The sequence below is a fragment of the Streptomyces sp. NPDC002463 genome, assembly GCF_042889835.1.
Classification (GTDB): Bacteria; Actinomycetota; Actinomycetes; order Streptomycetales; family Streptomycetaceae; genus Streptomyces; species Streptomyces nymphaeiformis.
Genome location: NZ_JBIARL010000020.1, coordinates 18,108 through 36,179 on the forward strand (window position 1 = coordinate 18,108; position 18,072 = coordinate 36,179).

General features: G+C 69.7%; 14 protein-coding genes and 1 pseudogene. 3 read left to right on the top strand and 12 right to left on the bottom strand.

The window, feature by feature from the left end; all coding sequences use genetic code 11:
- Positions 1-23: 23 nt before the first annotated feature.
- From ACFYX3_RS32395 to ACFYX3_RS32415, 5 genes are all read right to left on the bottom strand, one after another.
- Positions 24-899: an SAM-dependent methyltransferase gene (locus ACFYX3_RS32395; protein WP_389021361.1), complete on the bottom strand. Its 876-nt coding sequence runs from the start codon at positions 897-899 to the stop codon at positions 24-26.
- 80 nt (positions 900-979) lie between these two features.
- Positions 980-2,092 carry an NAD(P)-dependent alcohol dehydrogenase gene (locus ACFYX3_RS32400; RefSeq protein WP_389021061.1) on the bottom strand — a complete coding sequence of 371 codons (1,113 nt, stop codon included), beginning with the start codon at positions 2,090-2,092 and terminating at the stop codon, positions 980-982.
- Positions 2,089-3,498 carry an aldehyde dehydrogenase family protein gene (locus tag ACFYX3_RS32405; protein WP_389021065.1) on the bottom strand — a complete coding sequence of 470 codons (1,410 nt, stop codon included), beginning with the start codon at positions 3,496-3,498 and terminating at the stop codon, positions 2,089-2,091. The genes ACFYX3_RS32400 and ACFYX3_RS32405 overlap by 4 nt, the downstream gene beginning before the upstream one ends.
- Before the next feature lie 8 nt (positions 3,499-3,506).
- Positions 3,507-4,262: a (5-formylfuran-3-yl)methyl phosphate synthase gene (locus tag ACFYX3_RS32410; protein ID WP_389021364.1), complete on the bottom strand. Its 756-nt coding sequence runs from the start codon at positions 4,260-4,262 to the stop codon at positions 3,507-3,509.
- Between the two features lie 906 nt (positions 4,263-5,168).
- The gene (locus tag ACFYX3_RS32415) at positions 5,169-5,921 is read right to left on the bottom strand and encodes a transposase family protein (protein ID WP_389021068.1); all 753 of its coding nucleotides are present in this window, start codon (positions 5,919-5,921) and stop codon (positions 5,169-5,171) included.
- Here ACFYX3_RS32415 and ACFYX3_RS32420 point away from each other — a divergent pair.
- A complete protein-coding gene (locus ACFYX3_RS32420) occupies positions 5,815-6,363 on the top strand; it encodes a CocE/NonD family hydrolase C-terminal non-catalytic domain-containing protein (RefSeq protein ID WP_389021071.1) in 549 nt (182 codons plus the stop codon). The genes ACFYX3_RS32415 and ACFYX3_RS32420 overlap by 107 nt on opposite strands.
- A 138-nt stretch (positions 6,364-6,501) precedes the next feature.
- Here ACFYX3_RS32420 and ACFYX3_RS32425 read toward each other — a convergent pair whose 3' ends face one another.
- The 7 genes from ACFYX3_RS32425 to ACFYX3_RS32455 all read right to left on the bottom strand — a co-directional run bounded on the left by ACFYX3_RS32425 (position 6,502) and on the right by ACFYX3_RS32455 (position 16,962).
- On the bottom strand, positions 6,502-7,464 hold the full coding sequence (locus ACFYX3_RS32425) for an ROK family protein (protein WP_389021075.1): 963 nt from the start codon (positions 7,462-7,464) through the stop codon (positions 6,502-6,504).
- A gap of 361 nt (positions 7,465-7,825) precedes the next feature.
- Entirely contained in the window at positions 7,826-10,690 is a 2,865-nt protein-coding gene (locus ACFYX3_RS32430; RefSeq protein ID WP_389021078.1) for an RICIN domain-containing protein, read from the bottom strand.
- A 63-nt stretch (positions 10,691-10,753) separates the two neighbouring features.
- Positions 10,754-12,373, bottom strand: coding sequence for a beta-N-acetylhexosaminidase (locus ACFYX3_RS32435; RefSeq protein WP_389021080.1), 1,620 nt, complete (start codon positions 12,371-12,373; stop codon positions 10,754-10,756).
- 7 nt (positions 12,374-12,380) lie between these two features.
- Positions 12,381-13,244 carry a carbohydrate ABC transporter permease gene (locus ACFYX3_RS32440; RefSeq protein ID WP_389021082.1) on the bottom strand — a complete coding sequence of 288 codons (864 nt, stop codon included), beginning with the start codon at positions 13,242-13,244 and terminating at the stop codon, positions 12,381-12,383.
- Entirely contained in the window at positions 13,241-14,083 is an 843-nt protein-coding gene (locus ACFYX3_RS32445) for a carbohydrate ABC transporter permease (RefSeq protein ID WP_389021085.1), read from the bottom strand. The genes ACFYX3_RS32440 and ACFYX3_RS32445 overlap by 4 nt, the downstream gene beginning before the upstream one ends.
- A gap of 210 nt (positions 14,084-14,293) precedes the next feature.
- Positions 14,294-15,622 carry a sugar ABC transporter substrate-binding protein gene (locus ACFYX3_RS32450; protein WP_389021088.1) on the bottom strand — a complete coding sequence of 443 codons (1,329 nt, stop codon included), beginning with the start codon at positions 15,620-15,622 and terminating at the stop codon, positions 14,294-14,296.
- Between the two features lie 149 nt (positions 15,623-15,771).
- On the bottom strand, positions 15,772-16,962 hold the full coding sequence (locus ACFYX3_RS32455) for an ROK family transcriptional regulator (protein ID WP_389021091.1): 1,191 nt from the start codon (positions 16,960-16,962) through the stop codon (positions 15,772-15,774).
- A gap of 467 nt (positions 16,963-17,429) precedes the next feature.
- Here ACFYX3_RS32455 and ACFYX3_RS32460 point away from each other — a divergent pair.
- Together ACFYX3_RS32460 and ACFYX3_RS32465 are read left to right on the top strand one after the other, a co-directional pair.
- Positions 17,430-17,633, top strand: a pseudogene (locus tag ACFYX3_RS32460) (DUF2254 family protein); the annotation flags it as partial.
- A gap of 77 nt (positions 17,634-17,710) precedes the next feature.
- Entirely contained in the window at positions 17,711-18,013 is a 303-nt protein-coding gene (locus tag ACFYX3_RS32465) for a hypothetical protein (RefSeq protein WP_389021094.1), read from the top strand.
- The last annotated feature ends 59 nt before the right edge of the window (positions 18,014-18,072 follow it).

Consider the following 18,072-nt stretch of genomic DNA (forward strand, 5'->3'; position numbering starts at 1 on the left):
ACACGCCGTCGGCCCGGCGGACGTCACGGCCCGGGCTTGTGGGCGAAGACCCATCGGTTCCCTTCGAGGGCGTCGTTCGGCTCGGGGAGGGGGCCGCGTCCGTGCCGGCGGGTGAAGTCGAAGGGCGTGCGCATCGACGTCGACCAGCCCCTGACCGTCAGGCGGCCCGCCGTGTCGGGGCGCGGTCCCAGGTCGAAGAGGTCGAGCAGGTCGATGCCGATCTGTTCCCGCGTCGCCGTGTAGATCGCGCTGTCGCGGTACGCCAGCAGGTCCTTCTCCAGCTTGGCCTCGAAGGCCAGGGCGCTGCCCCCGGTGGCCAGCCGGTCCACCGTGTCGATGAGGTACGTCTCGGTGGGGCCCGGAAGGTAGAAGAGCAACCCCTCGGCGAGCCAGATGCTCGGTGCGGCCGGGGCGAAGCCACTGGAGGTCAGCGCGGTGACCCAGTCCTCGCGCAGGTCGGCCGGTACCGGGACGCGCTTCGTCCTCGGGGCGGCCGACAGGTCCGTGAGGACCTGCTGCTTGAAGGACAGCACGCCCGCCCTGTCGATCTCGAAGACCACGCAGTCGGACGGCAGGTCCAGCCGGAAGGCACGCGTGTCCAGCCCCGCGCCCAGCAGGACCACTTGGCGGGCGCCCTCGTGGACCCACCTCAGGACGAAGTCGTCGAGGACCCGGGTCCGCAGCCCGAAGTAGCGGGCGAACCTGCCCCACAGCGGGTTGTCGTCCCCCTCCGGGACCTGTCCGATGCGTACCGGCCAGTCCACACACGCCGGGGCGGCACGTACGAAGTGTTCAGCGTGCACGTCCTGAGCCAGACTGTCGTGGCGGTGGGTCTCGATCGCCCGGGCCGCGGCGACCAGGAGGGCGGTCAGCCCCACACCTCCTTCCACGCCTTCCACATCGGCCCGCCGAGTCGTTGTAGCGGCCCCGCCTTCGCCGGTGGCCGGACGGGGGGACTCATCGGTGGTGGAGATTTCGCTCATCGGTCTCTTCTTTCCGGCAGCAGGACGGGTTTGACCACACGGCCGGCGTCGCAGTCACGTTCGGCCTCGTTGATGTCGGCCAGCGGGTAGGTGCGGATCAGCTGGTCGAAGGGGAAACGGCCGACCTGCCACAGGCCGGTCAGCCGGGGTATCAGCAGTCCGGGTACCGCGTCGCCTTCGCAGATGTGGCGGATGGAACGGCCTCGGTCGAGCGTGCCCGGTTCGAGCGGCAGCGGGGTGTGGAGGCGTGCCACGAGGCCGAGGGTGCCGGTGGGTCGCAGAGCTTGGAGCGCGTCGTTGATGAGCGGGGCCGAGGCCGTGGTGTCCAGGGCGTACTGGGCTCCGCCGTCGGTCAGTCGACGGAGCCGCTCCGGCAGTCCGCGCGATCCGGCGGACAGCGGTGTCGCGCCGAACCGTTCGGCCAGGTCCAGCCGCTCGGGATGGCGGTCGACGGCCACGGTCCGTACGCCGGCGGCGGTGGCCGCCATCACGGCGGCCAGGCCCACCGCTCCGGCGCCGAGGACCGCGAGGGTGTCGCCGGGTCCTGCGGCGAAGGTGTTGAGTACGGCTCCGGCACCGGTGAGGAAGCCGCAACCGAGTGGCCCGAGCAGTTCGAGCGGCAGGGTGGGGTCGACCCGGACGGCGTTGCGGGCCGGGACGAGCGCGTACGCCGCAAAGGAGGACTGGCCGAACCACCGGGGGGCCAGCGCTCTTCCGGTCGCGTCGGTGAGTCGCGGTGGTTCCTCCTCGCGTCCCCCGAAGAGGTTGAGGGAGGCGAAGGAGTCGCAGTACGCGGGGGCGGCCGCGCGGCAGTTCCGGCAGTGGCCACAGGAGTCGAAGCTCAGCACGACGTGGTCGCCGACGCCGAGCGCGATTCCGGGGCCGCCGCCCGTCGCCACCACGACACCGGCGCCCTCGTGGCCGAGGACCGCAGGGAGCGGGCTGCGGCCGGCCGATCGTCGTACCGCGAGGTCCGTACGGCACATCCCGGCTCCCGCGATCTCGACCAGGATCTCGCCAGGGTCGGGGTCCGTGGGCAGTGCCACTTCCTCGACCGTGAACGGGGCCTCGTACGAGCGCAGGACGGCCGCCTGGAACCTCGTCGTCACGCCTCCTCCTCCCGCGGGCGGTGGACCACGAACGGCCGGAGGTTGCCGTAGAGGCCCCACGGTCCGCCCGCGACACCGACGCCGCTGTCCTTGACTCCCGCGAAGGGCTGGGCGAGGGAGAGTTCGGCGTGGTGGTTGATCCAGGCCGTGCCGCATTCGAGCCGGTCGGCCACCGCCTCGGCACGGTCGAGATCGGTGCCCCAGACGGAGCCGCCCAGTCCGAAGCCGGTGGCGTTGGCCTCGTCGAGGGCCTCGTCGAGGTTTCCGTACGGAAGTACCGGCAGGACCGGTCCGAACTGTTCCTCGGTCACCACCGGACTGTCGGGCGGGACGTCGGTGAGGATCGTGGGAGCGAAGAAGTACCCCGCTCCGCCGAGTCGGTGGCCACCGGCCGCGGCCCGGGCGCCGTCCGCCAGGGCCCGCCCTGTGACCTGCTCGACCCGGGCCAGCTGGGGAGCATTGTTGACCGGACCGATCCGGGTGTCCGGGTCGAGTCCGGATCCGACCGGGACGGTCTTCGCGCGGTGGGCGAGGGCTTCGACGACCTCGGCATGGAGCCGGGCAGGGACGTAGACGCGTTTGACCGCCATGCAGACCTGGCCGCAGTTGCGGAACGCGGCCCAGAACAGCCGGTCCGCGGTCCGGTCCACGTCGACGTCGTCGAGGAGGACGGCGGCGTCGTTGCCACCGAGTTCCAGGGTGACCCGGGCGAGCGAGGCCGCCGCGGCCTCGGCGACGGCCCGGCCGGTGGGCACCGAGCCGGTGAAGGTGACGTGACGGATGCCCGGGTGGGCGGCGAGACGGGCACCGAGGGGTTCACGGCCGGTGACGACGGTCAGGACGTCCTCGGGCAGGACGGTTGCGAGGATGGAGCCGAGCAACCGGGTGGCGAGCGGGGTGTGGGGGGAAGGTTTGAGGACCACGGTGTTGCCGGCCGTGAGCGCGGGCGCGAACTTCGCCGCCGCGAGCTGGAGCGGGAAGTTCCACGGCACGATCGCGGCCACGGGCCCGACGGGCCGCCAGCGGACCTCGCTGTGCACGGGTCGGCCGTCGTCGATCCGCCGGGTCCTGGGGGCCAGGTCGGCGAAGTAGCGCAGCCGGGCCGCCGTACGGGCGATTTCGGCGTACGACTCGGCCAGCGGCTTGCCCTGTTCCCGCGTGAGCAGCCGGGCGAGGCCGTCTCCGGCCGTCTCCACGGCGTCGGCGGCGGCGCGCAGGGCGGTGGTGCGGGCGGCGGGGTCGGCCCGCCAGCCGTGCCAGGCCCGCTGGGCCCGGGCCACCACCTCGTCCAACTCGTCCGGCCGCTGGTCGGGGGCGTCGTCGAAGGTCTCCCCGGTGGCCGGGTCGACGACGGCGAGGCGTGCGGCACGTCGCTCAGGCACACGACCTGCTTCTGGTGTCGGCATCCCGGCGGTCAGCTCACGGCCCGAGCGCCGACGGCGTGCTCCCGGGCCTGCCGGTCCATCTCCGCCCGGAAGGCGGCCACCAGATGCGGCTGGATCCTCCCGGCGTTGCGGTCACCGCCCGCGCAGACCGCTCCCCGCACGCCCACGATGTCCGTGCCGATGCGGGTCAGCGGACCGAGATCGGCCTGCTTGACACTGCCTGCGAGGGCGGCGAGCAGACCGGACGCGTGGGCGCGCCGGACGAACTCGGCGCAAGCCTCTGGCGGGACGTGGTCGAAGAGGCGCGTGCCGTCCTTGATCGCGGTGTCCAGCATGGCCGCGTCGGCGCCGGCGCGGGCGGCGATGTCGGGCAGGGCGAGCGGGTTGACGCAGCCGATGCGGTGGGCGTCGGCGTAGCCCGAGGCGACGACGAGCGCCTCGGGGCGGTGGTCCTTCACCGCACGGACGACGGCCCGCATCACCTCGACTCCCTGCTCGGGAGTCGTGCAGCCGTACAGGCCGACCTTGATGTACGTGGCGCCGGAGACGACCGCGCCCAGCGCGGCCTGCGCCACCGTGCCGGGCTTGTACGGCACGTCCCCCACGGTGGCGGACACCGGCTTGTCCGCCGGCACCGCGTCACGGATCTCCCGGATGACCCAGGGGAAGTTGGCGCCCAGCGAGCCCTCGTCGGGCTTCTTGACATCGACGATGTCGAGGTGTTCCGCGGCCTTCGCGCAGTCGAGGGCTTCCTCGACACCGTCCGGGGAGATGAGAAGCAACACCATGAGCTCCTTCCGCCGCATGTCCACCTGGCCGAGGACAGGGGTGCGGATCACCTGGTTCACCTTCGGTGCGCTCATCCTTTCCGTCGCCCCGTGGGCACCGGTAGGGCGCGCGGAGCACACAGGAGGTGCGTGATGGCACGCGCATGAAGCGATGTGCGCCGCCGTGCACCGGCGTGCACCATCGTGGACCGGCGTCTGCCGCTGCATGTCCAACCCTGCCAACCGCCCCCGATGCCCACTTGTGCGCACCTCACGGCCTCAGCGGCCCGGTGCTCTAGCGTCTCTGCCATGCCACCCCCGTTGCTGCACACCTGCTGTCCCGGACTGGCCGGCTCGCTGCCCGTCCTCACGGCTGGGCAAGGCCCCCACGCCGGTTCGGCGGCTGCCCGGCCTGGGCAAGCGCCCGGCGACCCTTTCACCGACATCGAGATCACCGGCAACGTCGACTTCGTCATGAAAGAGGGAGTCGTCTACAAGCGACCGTGACCACCCGGGCAAGACAAGTGCCACACGGACGGACCGGTCCAGGACGTGCCGTCGTACGTACGGCGACCGCGTCCACTCCCGGGAGGGCACGACGCCCGTCCTGTTGCGGAAAGAGATGCGGGCCGCGCCGAGGCGAGCGAGGGGCACCACGTGCTGGAGACCGGCATGGGCACGACCGCGGTCGTCACGAACCCATCACCCGTCGACCGGGGAAGCCACCCCGGCGCCGTCGACACCTGGGTCTTCGGCCCTCTCCGTGGTCTGCCGCCCCAGCCGACTTCAGGCCTCGCCGGCTCGGAGTGACGGCACAGACCCGGTGGTCACTCGTCTTCACCGTCGGTCAGGTGCTCCATAAGCCGCTCCCAGGTCTCCCCTGAGAGGGCCGGCCCCGCTGCAACCAGTGAGCCTTTTCCAACCTCACGCCGAGGCGTGGTGAAGGACGAGGACGGCCTGGACGATCGCGGTGATGCGGTTGGTGCTGCAACGGAGCTTTCGCAGGAGGCGCCAGCCCTTCAGCGTGGTCATGGCCTGCTCGCCGAGGCAGCGGATCTTGGCATGTGTGCTGTTGTGCCGACGCTGCCACCGCTTGAGGCGATGGCCACGAAACGGCACCCGGACGGGTCCGCCGGCGCCCTGGTACGCCTTGTCGGCCCAGCATTTGAGGCTGACCTCGGTGAGCGCGTCGACGATGCCGTGGGTGCGGGCAGCGGTCAGGTCGTGGGTCGATCCGGGCAGGGCGGGTGAGGCCCACAGCAGCCGCCCGAAAGGGTCGGTGAGGACCTGGACGTTCATGCCGTGGCGTTTGTGTTTGCCGGAGTAGTACGGGGTGTCGGCGGCGATCCGGTCGATCGGCAGCAGCGTGCCGTCCAGGATCACGAACGCCTTGGTCCGGGCGATGTCCATCGCCTCGGCCAGGCTGGGAGCCAGTGCGGCCAGGACCTCTATCGCCTCGCGGACGTAGCGGTAGACCGTCGCGATCCCGATGCCGAACCCGGCGGCCAGCTGGGCATAGGTGTCACCGCACCGCAGATGTGCCAGGACCAGCAGAGCCTGACGGCCCGGCGTGACGCGGCGCCACCGACGGCGGCCTCGCGGACAAGCCCAGAGCGGCTGGACCACCGCCCTGGCCACCGGCACGGACACACCCGCCACCGTCGCCGACGCGATCATCAAGACCGGCTACGCCGAGATGCTCGGCAAGCCCAAGGTCTGCCCGACGGACCGGATCAGCCGCACGGACGCCGCCGTGTGGGCGGGCGAGCCCCTGACCGCGACGGCGAAGGTCCGCGGAATCCCCCGGCTCCGGCTGACGTTCCAGCCGAGCGCCGCGAACGCCACGTTCGTCGCCTACCTCTTCGACGCCGCTCCCGGCGGCAACGCCTCCATCATCACCCACGCGCCCTTCACCGTCCGGGGCGCGGCCCCGGGCGAGCCGGTCATCGCGGACATCGCGCTCCAGGCCGCCGGCTACAACGTGCCGGCCGGGCACCGCCTGATGCTCGTCCTCGACACCAAGGACCCGTTCTACGGCGACGCCAACGAAGCCGGCGGCAAGCTCACCCTCTCCTCACCCGACGGCGACCCCTCCTACCTGGACCTGCCCCTCGCCTGATCAGCCCGGCACGGTCCACCCCGGGACGGCGACACAGGACACCCCTGTGCCGCCGTCCCGTCCGTACTCGGGTCGCCATCCCGTGCCGCCTCGTGACCTCGGTGGGTACCACCGTGGCAACGTGGAACGTCACAGGGCTCATGGTGATCCGGTCCCAGGCGCGACGCCGCGATCAACGCCGAGCCGTCGTTTCTCGCGTTCTTGCTCGTGGGCGAGGAGTGCTGCTCCGACGCAGCCCGCCCGGCGGCCGAGTTCGGAGGGCACCAACTGCGGCGCGGGGCGGAAGACGAGACGGCGGGCCATCCCCTCACGGAGCGGCTCCAGGAGCGTTTCCCCGGCCAGTGCGAGGTCGCCGCCCAGGGCGATCCGGTCCAGGTCGAGTACCAGGGTGAACGAGACCAAGGCGTCGGCGAGGGCGTCGACGGCCTCGCGCCAGAGCCGCGTGGCCCGTTCCTCTCCCGCGGCGGCGAGCCTGGCGACCTCGTCGGCCCCGACATCCTCGCGTCCGGCAGCGCGGGCGTAGCGGCGTCCCACCGCAGTCGCGGAGGATACCGTCTGCAGGCAGCCGTACGCACCGCAGGCACAGATCTCTCCGCCGGGTCGGACCACCATGTGTCCCAGCTCGCCGGCGAGGCCGAGGGCGCCGGAAAGGGGTTGTCCGTCGAGCAGGACGGCGGCGGCGATCGCGGTGCCGAGCGTGACGAACCCGAAGCCGCTGCTGCCTCGGCCGGCGCCGAGCCGGTGCTCGGCCAGACCGCCCGCGCGGACGGCACTGCCGAAGGCCACCGGCAGGCCGAGGTGTTCCTCCGCCCACCGGGCCACGGGAGTCTTGTGCCAGCCGAGGTTCGCAGCGTGGACCGCGATGCCGGCCTGCTCGTCCACCAGGCCGGGGACGACGATCCCGATGGCGTCGGGTTCTACGGCGAGGGCGGCTGCTTCCTCGACCAGGTGGGAGGCGCAGTCCAGCATGGTGTCCATGACCGCGTCGCCGCCGCGCTCGGTGTCGGTGGGCCAAGTGAGGGTCTTCAGGGCACGGCCGTCGCCGGCGTAGACACCGCCTTTGATGAAGGTGCCGCCGATGTCGAGGGCGATGACGGTCATGTCCCCGCCACCGCTGTCGGACTGGCGTCGGCGGGGTTGGTCACGCCGTGCTCCGGCCGGCTTGCGATGTCCCCTTCGATGCGGGGCATGGGACTCCTTGCATGGTGAGGGTGAGGAATCGAGCGTTCATGGGCTGTTGTGGGCACGGTCGAAAGGGACGGGCACCGCACCGAGCAGGGCGATGCCGACCCCATTGCATGTACTCGGGGCCGGCATCGAAGGGCGCGTTGAAGGAGGGCGGGCTGCTGGGTGAAGTACGGGCAGCTACCCGCCCGGTGCGCCGCCGCGCGAGCGAAGCTCACCCGGCTGCGCGGACCGGGTCCGCCCGTGTGCACGGGAAGGGCGAACCACGGCGGTGCGATCAGAAGTCGTAGACCTCCATGGACCACAGCGAGTAACCGAAGTCAGTGCCTCGCGCCGTGCCGTACATGCGCACGTAGCGGCCGGACCCGTTCAGGTTGACGAGATCGTCCGTCCCGCCGGTGCCGTCGGCGGTGGAGTAGATCGTGGTCCAGTTCGTTCCGTCGTCGGAGGTCTGGATCTGGTACGCCCTGCCGTACGCGGCCTCCCAGCTCAACTTGACCTGCCTGATGGTCCGGGTGGTGCCCAGGTCGAGGCTCAGCCACTGGGGGTCCGAGTAGGCGCTGGCCCAGCGTGTGGAGGGATTGCCGTCAGTGGCCTGGTCGGCGCTGAGGCTCGTCGCTTCGGCGGAGGAGGCGATTGTCGGTCGACCGCGGGCGATGTCCGTGCCGGTGACCGTCCACTGGAACGTGACGAAGCCGGAGGCCCCGGTGGTGTCGGTGACGGTGACCGTGACGCTGCTGGCCCCCACGCCGACCGGAGTGCCGGTGACGGCGCCGGTGGTGGCGTTGACGGAAAGTCCCGCGGGCAGTCCGGTCGCCGTGTACGTCATGGTCGCGCCTGCGGAGCTGGTGGCCTGGACCTGCACCGGGGTGATCGCGGTGCCGGCGGGGCCGGTCCTGTCTCCCGGGTCGGTGACCGTCACGGTACCGGTCACGCCGCCGTCGACGGGGGTGAGGTTGAGGGTCTGGGCCGAGACGGGGCGTGTGTCGCCGGACGCTCCGCCATTGTCCCAGTTGCGCTGGGGAGACGTGAGGACGGACTTCGTTCCCTGGTCGGTGAGACTGAGGGCCAGCCCGCTGTGACGGTTGACCAGGCGGTAGGAGCCGGTGCCGAGCGAAGGGCCGCTGCTCGCCGGCGCCTGGGTGACCTCCTGGATGGACCATTGCTCGCCGACGGCCGGAGCCGACCCGCGCGTACCGAGGGAGACCGCAGCCCCCCAAGCACGCCCGGCGTCTCCGCCGCCGACCTTCAGGACCTGACCCGAGGCGGAGTTGGTGATGCTGTAGAACCCGTCCCCGGTGGGGGTGAACTTCCACTGCTGGGCGGCTGTGCGGGCACTGGCGGAGGTGGTGGGGCGCGAACCGCTCTGAGCGAGGTAGCGCCCGTTGCCGGCGGCGATCCGGTAAGTGCGGTTCGCGGTGACCGGCGGTGTGGGAAGGTCTGCCGACGACCTCGGGGCGATGGTGATCTCGGAGCCCGTGCTCGGGCAGTCGACGAGGCAGTAGGACCGGAAGGTCTTGCCGACGACGGTGGAGCTGGTCTTGCTCACTCCGTCGAGCATCCAGCGGTACCAGGCCGCGTTGGGAACCGCCGGCACGGAGCCGATGTCCGTCCACTTCTGTGTGGCGAGGTCGTCGGTGGCGTAGAACTTCAGCGGGGTACGGGTGCCGGTGTCCTGGGCGATGTTGTTCTGCGGGGTGCCGATGTACTTGCCGAGGTACGCGTTCCAGGCGATGTTCATCACGGCCAGCTGCGAGTGGTCCGGCATGGTGCCGTTCGCGACCTGGGTCTGCACGGTTCCCTGGGTGCTCGGCGAGTAGTCCTCGGCGGGAGCCGTGTATCCGGTGCCGATTCCCTCCGAGGGGATGATGCTGCTCTCGGCCCCGCCGGTACCGGGGGTGGTCCAGGCACCGTCGTACCACTTCTTCCACGAACCGGGCGCCATCTTCTGGGAGATCGGTGCCCGGGCGACGTGCTGGAGCCAGATCGCCTTGCCGGTCTTGTTCAGCGCACGGCTGGCGTAGAAGACGTAGAAGTAGCCGGAGCGGTGGTCGACGAAGAGCCGCGGGTCGCCGTCACCGTAGTAGTAGGTGTCGTTCGGGAAGGCCGCCGTGTCGTTCCGCTTGGTGCTGAAGGGCGAGGTGATGACCTCACCGGTGATGGTCCACGTCCTGCCCTTGTCCTTCGACACGGTGTAGTCGATGGAGTCGTAGTGGAGCCCGTCCCCGAACGGCCGTGGGGTGAACTCGTTGTGCACGAGGCCGTACCACCAGCCGGTGTCGGGGTCGACCCAGACGCCCACGAGGTCGCAGAAGTTCCGCTGCGAGTAGCTGCTGCCGGTCGCGTACGTGGACTTCAGGCCGGTCGGGCTGTTGTTGCAGCGCTTGGTGGTGTCGTCGTTCCGGTCGGCCGGGTCCGCCGGGTTGACCGCTTTGCTGATCGGGTCCTTGGTGACGGTGTCGAAGTCCGCGCCCGAGTAGAAGTCCCACCGACGTGGGGCGTCGGTCTCGTACAGGGCCAGCGCGTCCTGGGCGTAGAACTTCCCGTCCGCGTCGATGTAAACGGAGCGCGGCGTGTCGCTCCCGTTGGTGAACGGCACGTCTGCACCGGCACTCAGCTGGTACTTGGGCGCGGGAGCGGTGGAGGCCTGCCACTTCTGGGTTGCCTGAGCCGGGTCACACGGGGCAAGCCCGACCCGGGCGTTGTCGGCGGTCGCGCCGCCTTGGACGGCGAGACACTTGCCCGACTTGGCAGCGTAGATGGTCCCGTCGGGCAGGTACTTGAACTTCTGGCGGTCGGCTCCGGAGCAGTCGTAGAGCTGGACGAGCGCACCGTTGGCGTTCGAGCCTCCGGTGACGTCCAGGCACTTCGTCTGTCCTGCGACGGTGAGCGTGACACGACCGTCCTCCTGCCACGTCCAACTCTGCGCCGCACTCCCGTTGCAGGTGAACAACTGGACGACCGCACCGTTCTCGGTGTGGAAGTCCGCGTCGTCCAGGCACTTGCCGCCGATGGTGACGGTGCCCGGGAGGGTGGCCGCGGCGGTCGCGGGGGCCGGCGCCGCCGTGACGCCGAGCGTCATGGTCAGCGCCGCGCCCGCCGCGAGGCCGGTTCGTGCGAGCGGGGCTATTCTTCGTTGCACAGTTTCCTCCTGTGGAGCTACGGGACGGGTACTGCGCTGAGCGCGCTCGTGAGAGGGGCGCGCTCAGGTCTTGATGGCGGCCACCAGGCCGTCGATGAAGGCCGCCCACGCGTCCCGGGTCGAGGGCTTGCCCTCGATTCCGGGACGCGTCTGCCAGGGCATGGGCCCGGTCGCGTGCCGGTACTCGACACCGATCGCGTCCAGTCTTCCGAGGTGGACGTCGAGGCGGCCGAGGAACTCCTCGTAGTCGCGGTCGCCGCCGCTCCACAGCGCTTCCGCTATGGCACAGAGCCGGGGAAAGACGTAGTAGTCGACGGTCCGGGCCGAGTCCATGTGCTCGGTCCAGACATTGGCCTGGCCTCCGAGCACACGGGCTGCCTCCTCGTCGGGCAGGCCGGCCGGCACGGGGTCGTAGCGGTAGGCGTCGCGCAGGGTGGTGGCGACGGCGAACGGGATCGGTTCCTCGGACAGGTCCGACTGTCGGTAGTCGAGATACACCAGGTCGTCCGGGCACGCGACCACGTCGAAGCCACGCGCGGCGGCCGTGCGGGCTCCCGTCATGCCCCGCCAGGAGGCGACGACAGCACCGGGCGGCACGGGGCCCTCCAGTACGTCGTCCCAGACGAAGACCCTGCGGTCGTGGGTGGCCAGATGCTCGGCAAGACAACTGAGGAACCATGCCTGGAGCGCGTTCTCGTCCCGCAGACCCCGCAGCCGAAGGAGTTCCTGGGTGCGCAGGTCCTCGCGCCACTGGTCCTTCGGGCACTCGTCCCCGCCGACACCGATGTACGGGCCCGGGAAGAGTTCGACGATCTCGTCCAGGACGTTGCGGACGAAGTCGAGGGTCTCCTCCTCCATGTTCAGGACGTGACGGCTGATCCCCCATCGAGTGCCCACCTCGATCGCCTCGCCGGTCACACCGAGTTCGGGGTAGGCGGCGATCGCCGCCTGCGAATGACCGGGCATGTCGATCTCGGGCACGACGGTGATGTGCCGCTCGGCGGCGTAGGCGACGATCTCCCGGATGTCGGCCTGTGTGTAGTAACCGCCGTGCGGACGCCCGTCGCCCGGCGCCGACTCCGCCGCGCCGAGCTGGGACTCGCCGCGCCAGCAGCCGACTTCGGTCAGCCGCGGGTAGCGACGGATCTCCACCCGCCATCCCTGGTCATCCGTCAGGTGGAGGTGGAGCGTGTTGAACCGGTGGAGCGCCAGGAGATCGATCATGCGCAGCAACTGCGCCTTGGGCAGGAAGTGCCGTGCCACGTCGAGCAGTACGCCGCGCCAGCCGAACCGAGGCGCGTCCTCGATGGTGACGGCGGGTACCGGCCAGCCTCCCTGGGGCTGCTGCCGCGACCGACGGTAGACCTCGGGCGGAAGTAGTTGGAGAAGTGCCTGACAGCCGTAGAAGACGCCGGCTGCTGCTCCGCCGGTGACCGTCACGCCTTCCGTACTCGCGGTCAGACGGTATGCCTCCGCCGTGAGCTCGTCGGAGGTCGCGAGCGTGATGGCGCCCGGTGCGGCGGTGCGGGTGACGGGCAGGGCCAGTCCGGTCGCGGGCCGGAGCGCCTCCTGGAGCCAGTGCGCGGTGGGGCTGAGTGAGGGCGGCGCGGTGATGGCGGTGGCGTCCGTCAGGAGGAACTCGCTGTCTTCCGTGCGTATCGACGCAGGGCGGGGCAGGAGCATGTGCGGATCAGCCTTTCACGGCTCCGGCGGAGACGCCGGAGACAAGCTTGCGTTGGACGAGGAGGAAGAACACGACGACGGGCAGGGAGAAGAGCACCGAGCCGGCCATCTGGCCGCCGAAGTCCGTCCCCGTCGTGGGATTGGTGAAGGAGGCGAGCCAGACGGGCAGCGTGTACTGGTTTTGGTCCTTCATGAACGTGTAGGCGACGAGGTAGTCGTTCCAGGCCGCGATGAAGGCGAAGATGCTGGAGGCGACGACCCCGGGGGCGACCAGCGGGAAGAGGATCTTGTACAGGACCTGCCAGGTGCCGGCGCCGTCGATACGGGCGGCTTCCTCGATCTCGACGGGGATGGCGATGAAGAAGCCGCGCATGACCCAGATGGAGAACGGCAGGACGGTCGCCACGTAGGCCAGGATGAGGCCGAAGTAGGTGCCCAGCAGACCCATGCGGTTGAAGACGAGGAACGTCGGGATGAGCAGGGCGGTGGCCGGCAGCATCTGGACGACGAGGATCGACACCATGATCGTGCGGCGGCCCTTGAACCGGAAGCGTGACAGCGCCGCCGCTGCGAGGATTCCGAGGGCGATCGCGAGGACCACGGTGCCGCTCACGACGACGAGGCTGTTGCCCAGGTTGGAGAGGAACGACGTCTGGTGGATCGCCACGTCGAAGTTGGCCAGGGTGGGTGACCAGGGAACGAAATGCGGTGTGGGCGTCATCGCCTCGGATCGCGGCTTGAACGCCGTGTTGACCATCCAGTAGATCGGAAAGATCCACACGACGCTGAAGACGACGGCCAGGAGGTTGGCGAGGACCCCACCGCGTCGGGCAGGAACGCGCCGGCTCTGCCGGAAGGATCGGTCGGTCACAGGTCCTCCCCGGAACGCAGCAGGCCACGGATGTAGAAGGCGGTGACGGCGACGAGGATGGCGGTCGTGACCACCGACAGCGCCGCGCCCTGCCCGACCTCGAAGCCGACGAAGGCGGCCTTGTAGGCATAGATGCCGAGGGTGGTGGTCGCCGAGTCCGGTCCGCCCGCCGACACGAGCCAGATCTGGTTGAAGACGTTGAAGTCCCAGATCACCGACATGAGGGTGACCAGCATCAGGGTCGGCCGCAGGAAGGGCAGGGTGATCGACCACCACAGACGCCACTCACCGGCACCGTCCAGGCGGGCGGCCTCCTGCAGTTCCATCGGCATCTGTGTGAGCGCCGCGTACAGCGTGAGCGCGATGAACGGAACGGCCTGCCAGACCACCAGCATCCAGATCGACAGGGAGGCGAGAACGGGCCGACTGGCCCAGTCCGTGCTGGTCAGGTCACCGAACAGGTGCGTCTGTGTCAGGAGCCAGTTGACGACGCCGTACCCGGGCTGGAAGAGCCACTTCCACACCAGCGAGGAAGCCACGGTGGGCATGGCCCAGGCGAGGATCATCACGACGGTCACAAGGGTCCGCAAGCCGTCGGCCAGACGCGTCATGAGCTGCGCGACACCGACCCCGACGGCAATGCTGCCGGCCACCATGGCCACGGTGAACAGCGCGCTGCGCAGCAGGGCCGCCCAGAACTCCCGCTCGGACAGGAGAGCGGTGTACTGGGCCGCTCCCACCGCGTCGTAGGCCCCGGTGAACAGGGAACGCTGGTTGTAGTCCGTGAAGGAGGTGTAGACGAGGAAGACGATGGGAGCGACGGTGACCGTGAGGATCACAAGACCCGCGGGTGACAGGAGCAGCCAAGCGGCTCGGGACGTCTGTCGGCTTCGAGCGGGTGGACCGGTTTCGGATGGGGCCGCGGCGTCGCGGTCGGCGCCGGCGATACGGGGAGCCGTAGCCGTGGAGGATGTCGTCATGATCTTCTCTTGTCGCTTCGGGATCCGGGCGTACGGGTGCCCTGGGCGGGTCCGGGGCACCCACTGCCGCTAGTGCGTCGAGTTCAGGGTCTTGTCGGCTTCGGCATCGAACGCGCTCGCGGCGTCCTTCGGGGTCTTGGTGCCGGAGGCGATGGAGGAGAACAGGTTGTTGATCTCCTTGTTGCCTTCGATCCGGGCCCAGTTGGCGCTGGCCGGCGTCGCCTGCGACCTCAGGGCCGCGGCGAAGAAGCCCTTCTGGATGTCGTTGAGCGTCGGCTTCGCGGACTCGATGCCTTCGAGGCTGTTGGGAATGAAGCCCTCGTGCCCCACGATCCACTGCTTCTGGACATCGGGGGACGCGGCGATCTTGATCCACTGCAGCGCGAGTTCGGCGTTGGCGCTGCGAGCAGCCACGCCCCAGTCCGATCCGCCGAGCATGACGGGCTGGGCCTTGCCCGACTTGCCGGGGAGCGGGAAGGTGCCGAGGGAGGCGTCCGTGAGTGTGGGGTTGGCCTCCTTGATCCGGCCGATGAAGCCGGAGGTGGCGACGATCGCGGAGGCCTTGTGGTCAGCGAAGAGCTGGACCTGGTCGGGGGTGATCGCGTCGACGGTGCGGGACGAGGGCGCGGAGAACTCGTTCTGGAAGGCCTTGTAGTCGGCCAGGCCCGCCTGGGCCTCGGCCGAGGAGAATGCCCCGGCCCACTTGCCGTCGCCCTTGGTGGCGATGTCCCCGCCGGCGTCCCACACGAACTGCATGGCCGCGTACCAGTTCTGGCCAGGGAAGTAGATGGGCGAGAAGCGATCCGAGGGGTTGGCGGCCTTCACCTTCGTGAGGGCGTCGGTGAGCTCCTTGTACGTCGCCGGAGCCTTGGTCACTCCGGCCTTCTTCCACATCTCCTTGTTGTAGATCACGGCGCGGGCTCCGGCGAACCCCGGAACGCCGTAGAGCCTGCCGTCGACGGTGGCCGGTTCGACCAGACCGGCGAGCCAAGTCTGGCCCTGCTGGAGGTCCTTCGCGTACGGAGTGAGGTCCTTCAGGCCTCCGTTGGCGGCGAAGCTGGCGACCTGGGTGTTCCCGAGGTCGAGGACATCGGGCGGCGTGGACGTGGCGAGTGCGGTGGTGATCTTGGTGCTGATGCCGTCCCAACTCTGTATCTGGACATCGGCCTTGGCGCCGGTCCGGGCGGCGAACAGGGAGTTGATGGCCTTGAGCGACTGGTCGGAGTAGTCACCCTCCATGACCCAGACGGTGACGTTCTTTCCGTCGCCCTTGACCGTGGGGACGGACTGCGGCGCGCTGGAGGCGGGCCCCCCGGTGCCGGAGCTCGAACAGGCGCCGAGAGTGACGGTTGCCGCCAGTGTGGCGACCAGGGCCACACCGGTTCTCGAGAACTTCATCGATTCTTCCTCGCGCTACGTCCGCGCCAGTGAACTGGCGCAGGACAGTGATGTGGTTACTGCGATCTGGCGCCGAGTCGCACCTCGCACGGGTGAGAGCCGTGCGCACGTGGGAGGTTGAGGCGCGCAGAAAGAATTGACCCCGGGGGCTAGAGGACGCCCAACTCCGCGGCGAGTACCAGGCAGGTCGCCCCGAGCATGTTCAGTTCGGCGTGGTCCGCAAGATGACGGATCCGCAGGGAAGCGGAGATGGGTGAGAGGGTGCGGGCCCGCGCTGTCGCCACTGCCGCCGTGATGAAGGGTCCGTCGAGCAGTTCGGCCGGACCGGTGAGCACGATCTCGTTCAGGTTCAGCGCTCCGGCGATGGGCGCGATCACGATGCCGAGCGCCCGGCCCGCCTCGGCCAGTACGGCGTCGTGCCGGTCCGGTGGGGTGGCGGCGAGACGCCTCCGGAGGTGCGCCGCATCGATCATGGGGTCGAGGCAGCCTCTCCTCCCGCACACGCAGGGTGGGCCGTTCTCGTCGACGGTGATGTGGCCGATCTCGCCGGCGGCGAACTGCTCGCCCTCGACGAGACGGCCGCCGACGATGAGTCCCGCGCCGACTCCATGCTCGACGGTTACCACCATGAGGTTCTGCGCTTCGGTCCAGCCGAAGTGCAGTACGGCCAGGGCGGCCAGCTTCATGTCGTTGCCCACATATGCGGGGAGCCCGAAGCGCTCGGCCAGCTGATCGGCCAGCGGCCAGTCCCGCCACTGAAGGTGAGCGGCGGTCCGGATGACTCCCGCGTCGTCGATGATGCCGGGCGAGGCGACACCGATCCCCAGGACGGGGCGGGACGCGCGACGCAGGAGTTCCTCGGTGAGCCGGAACACCAGCGCTTCGGCGTCCGCACCCACAGCACCGTCGATCGGGAGGCGAACCCGCTCCCCCACCTCGCCGCGCACGTTGGTGAGCGCGCCGTTGAAGTGGTCCGCACCGGAGAGGTCGAGCACGACCAAGGTGACGGCGTCGTCCTGGATCTCGACGAGCGTCGACGGCTTTCCCCGTCTCCGTCCGGTGTCGGGTAGCTGGCCGACGTCGGCGACGAGACCGTCGGCCTCCAGTTCGGCGACGAGGGCTGAAACGGTGGGAGCCGTCAGTCGCGTCGCCCGCACCAGATCGGCACGGCTCTTGGCTCCCTCGTGGTACAGGACCGACAGAACAAGCGCACGGTTGTGGATGCGGTTGTCCTGAGTCCCCGCCTTGGGACGCTCGATCGATCTGAGCCTGGTCGGCGTGTGCAGGGACGCGGAGACGGGGCGCCCCGGACGTCCCGCGTGAAGAGCGTGATCGGCCATGTCGTACACCTCCTCGTGTCTGGCCAGTGTTTTCTTAGACGGCTTTACTTAATCCGCTTGGCCCGAATGATTGAGGCGCAAGACCCAAGCCGTCAAGGGCTGTTACAGCCACTCCTCAGACGACCGGGGGTGGTCCGAGCTCCCACCTGCGCTTCCACGAGATGATTGAACCTGCGCGAAAGTAGCTAGTTTCAATCACTTGACATCATGGAGTGAGACTGCTGGCATGGTTTGTACACACGGGCGGCGCGTCGAGCAAGAACCAATCACCCAAGCGTGCGTCAGAAGGCCGTGGCGCGATCTTCTCCCTGCATCCAGCGGCGGGCGCTGCCGGCGATCGAGCCGGCCTCACGCCCGGCCGATGCGGTGGAGCGGCCGTGAATGGGACGGCATGCCGGTCCGAGAACCAGGCGTTCAACGTGGCCGGGCTGGTGGCGGAGGCGGCACGCCACGACTGCGTCTTCGTCGTGACCCGGCTGATCGGCGACTTCGTACCGCCCGGCACCGTCCTCGTCGAGGTCCACGGGGGCACGTCCAAACCGGACCCGGACCGGGTGACCGGTCTCGTCGCCCTCGGGCCCGAGCGCACCATCGAGCAGGACCCCGCGTTCGCCCTGAGGGTGCTCGTCGACATCGCCATCAGGGCCCTCTCCCCAGCGGTGAACGACCCTACGACGGCGGTGCAGGTGATCAACCACATCGAGCCCTTCCTGCACACGGTCGGCTCGCATGCCTCCCCGGTCGTTATGTGCCGGCCGATCGCCACGAGCACGCCCGGCTCGTACTCCCGGAACGTGACTGGGAGAACTTCCTCCAGCTCGCCGCATGCGAGATCCGCGAGTACGGAGGGTCGTCCATGCAGATCTGCCGACGGCTCCACGCCATGCTCGAGGGCCTGCTCGACACCCTGCCGCCGTCTCAGCACGACGTCGTGCGGACGGAGATCGGCCCACTGCAGGAGTCGATCGACCGAGAGTTCACGGACCCGGCCCGCCGGGCCATCGCTCAACAGCCCGAACACCAGGGCATCGGTGGCCGGTACTCCTCGTAGCGAGGTTGGACGGGGCGGCTCTGGTGGGGCGGGGCGGCTTCGCAGGGCGTCCGTCCGTG

Excerpts from the sequence above, each read along its gene's own strand:
- ACFYX3_RS32455 (WP_389021091.1), bottom strand. The coding sequence starts at position 16,962 with ATGGCCGATCACGCTCTTCACGCGGGACGTCCGGGGCGCCCCGTCTCC.
- ACFYX3_RS32450 (WP_389021088.1), bottom strand. The coding sequence starts at position 15,622 with ATGAAGTTCTCGAGAACCGGTGTGGCCCTGGTCGCCACACTGGCGGCA.
- ACFYX3_RS32435 (WP_389021080.1), bottom strand. The coding sequence starts at position 12,373 with ATGCTCCTGCCCCGCCCTGCGTCGATACGCACGGAAGACAGCGAGTTC.
- ACFYX3_RS32405 (WP_389021065.1), bottom strand. The coding sequence starts at position 3,498 with ATGCCGACACCAGAAGCAGGTCGTGTGCCTGAGCGACGTGCCGCACGC.
- ACFYX3_RS32415 (WP_389021068.1), bottom strand. The coding sequence starts at position 5,921 with ATGATCGCGTCGGCGACGGTGGCGGGTGTGTCCGTGCCGGTGGCCAGG.
- ACFYX3_RS32425 (WP_389021075.1), bottom strand. The coding sequence starts at position 7,464 with ATGACCGTCATCGCCCTCGACATCGGCGGCACCTTCATCAAAGGCGGT.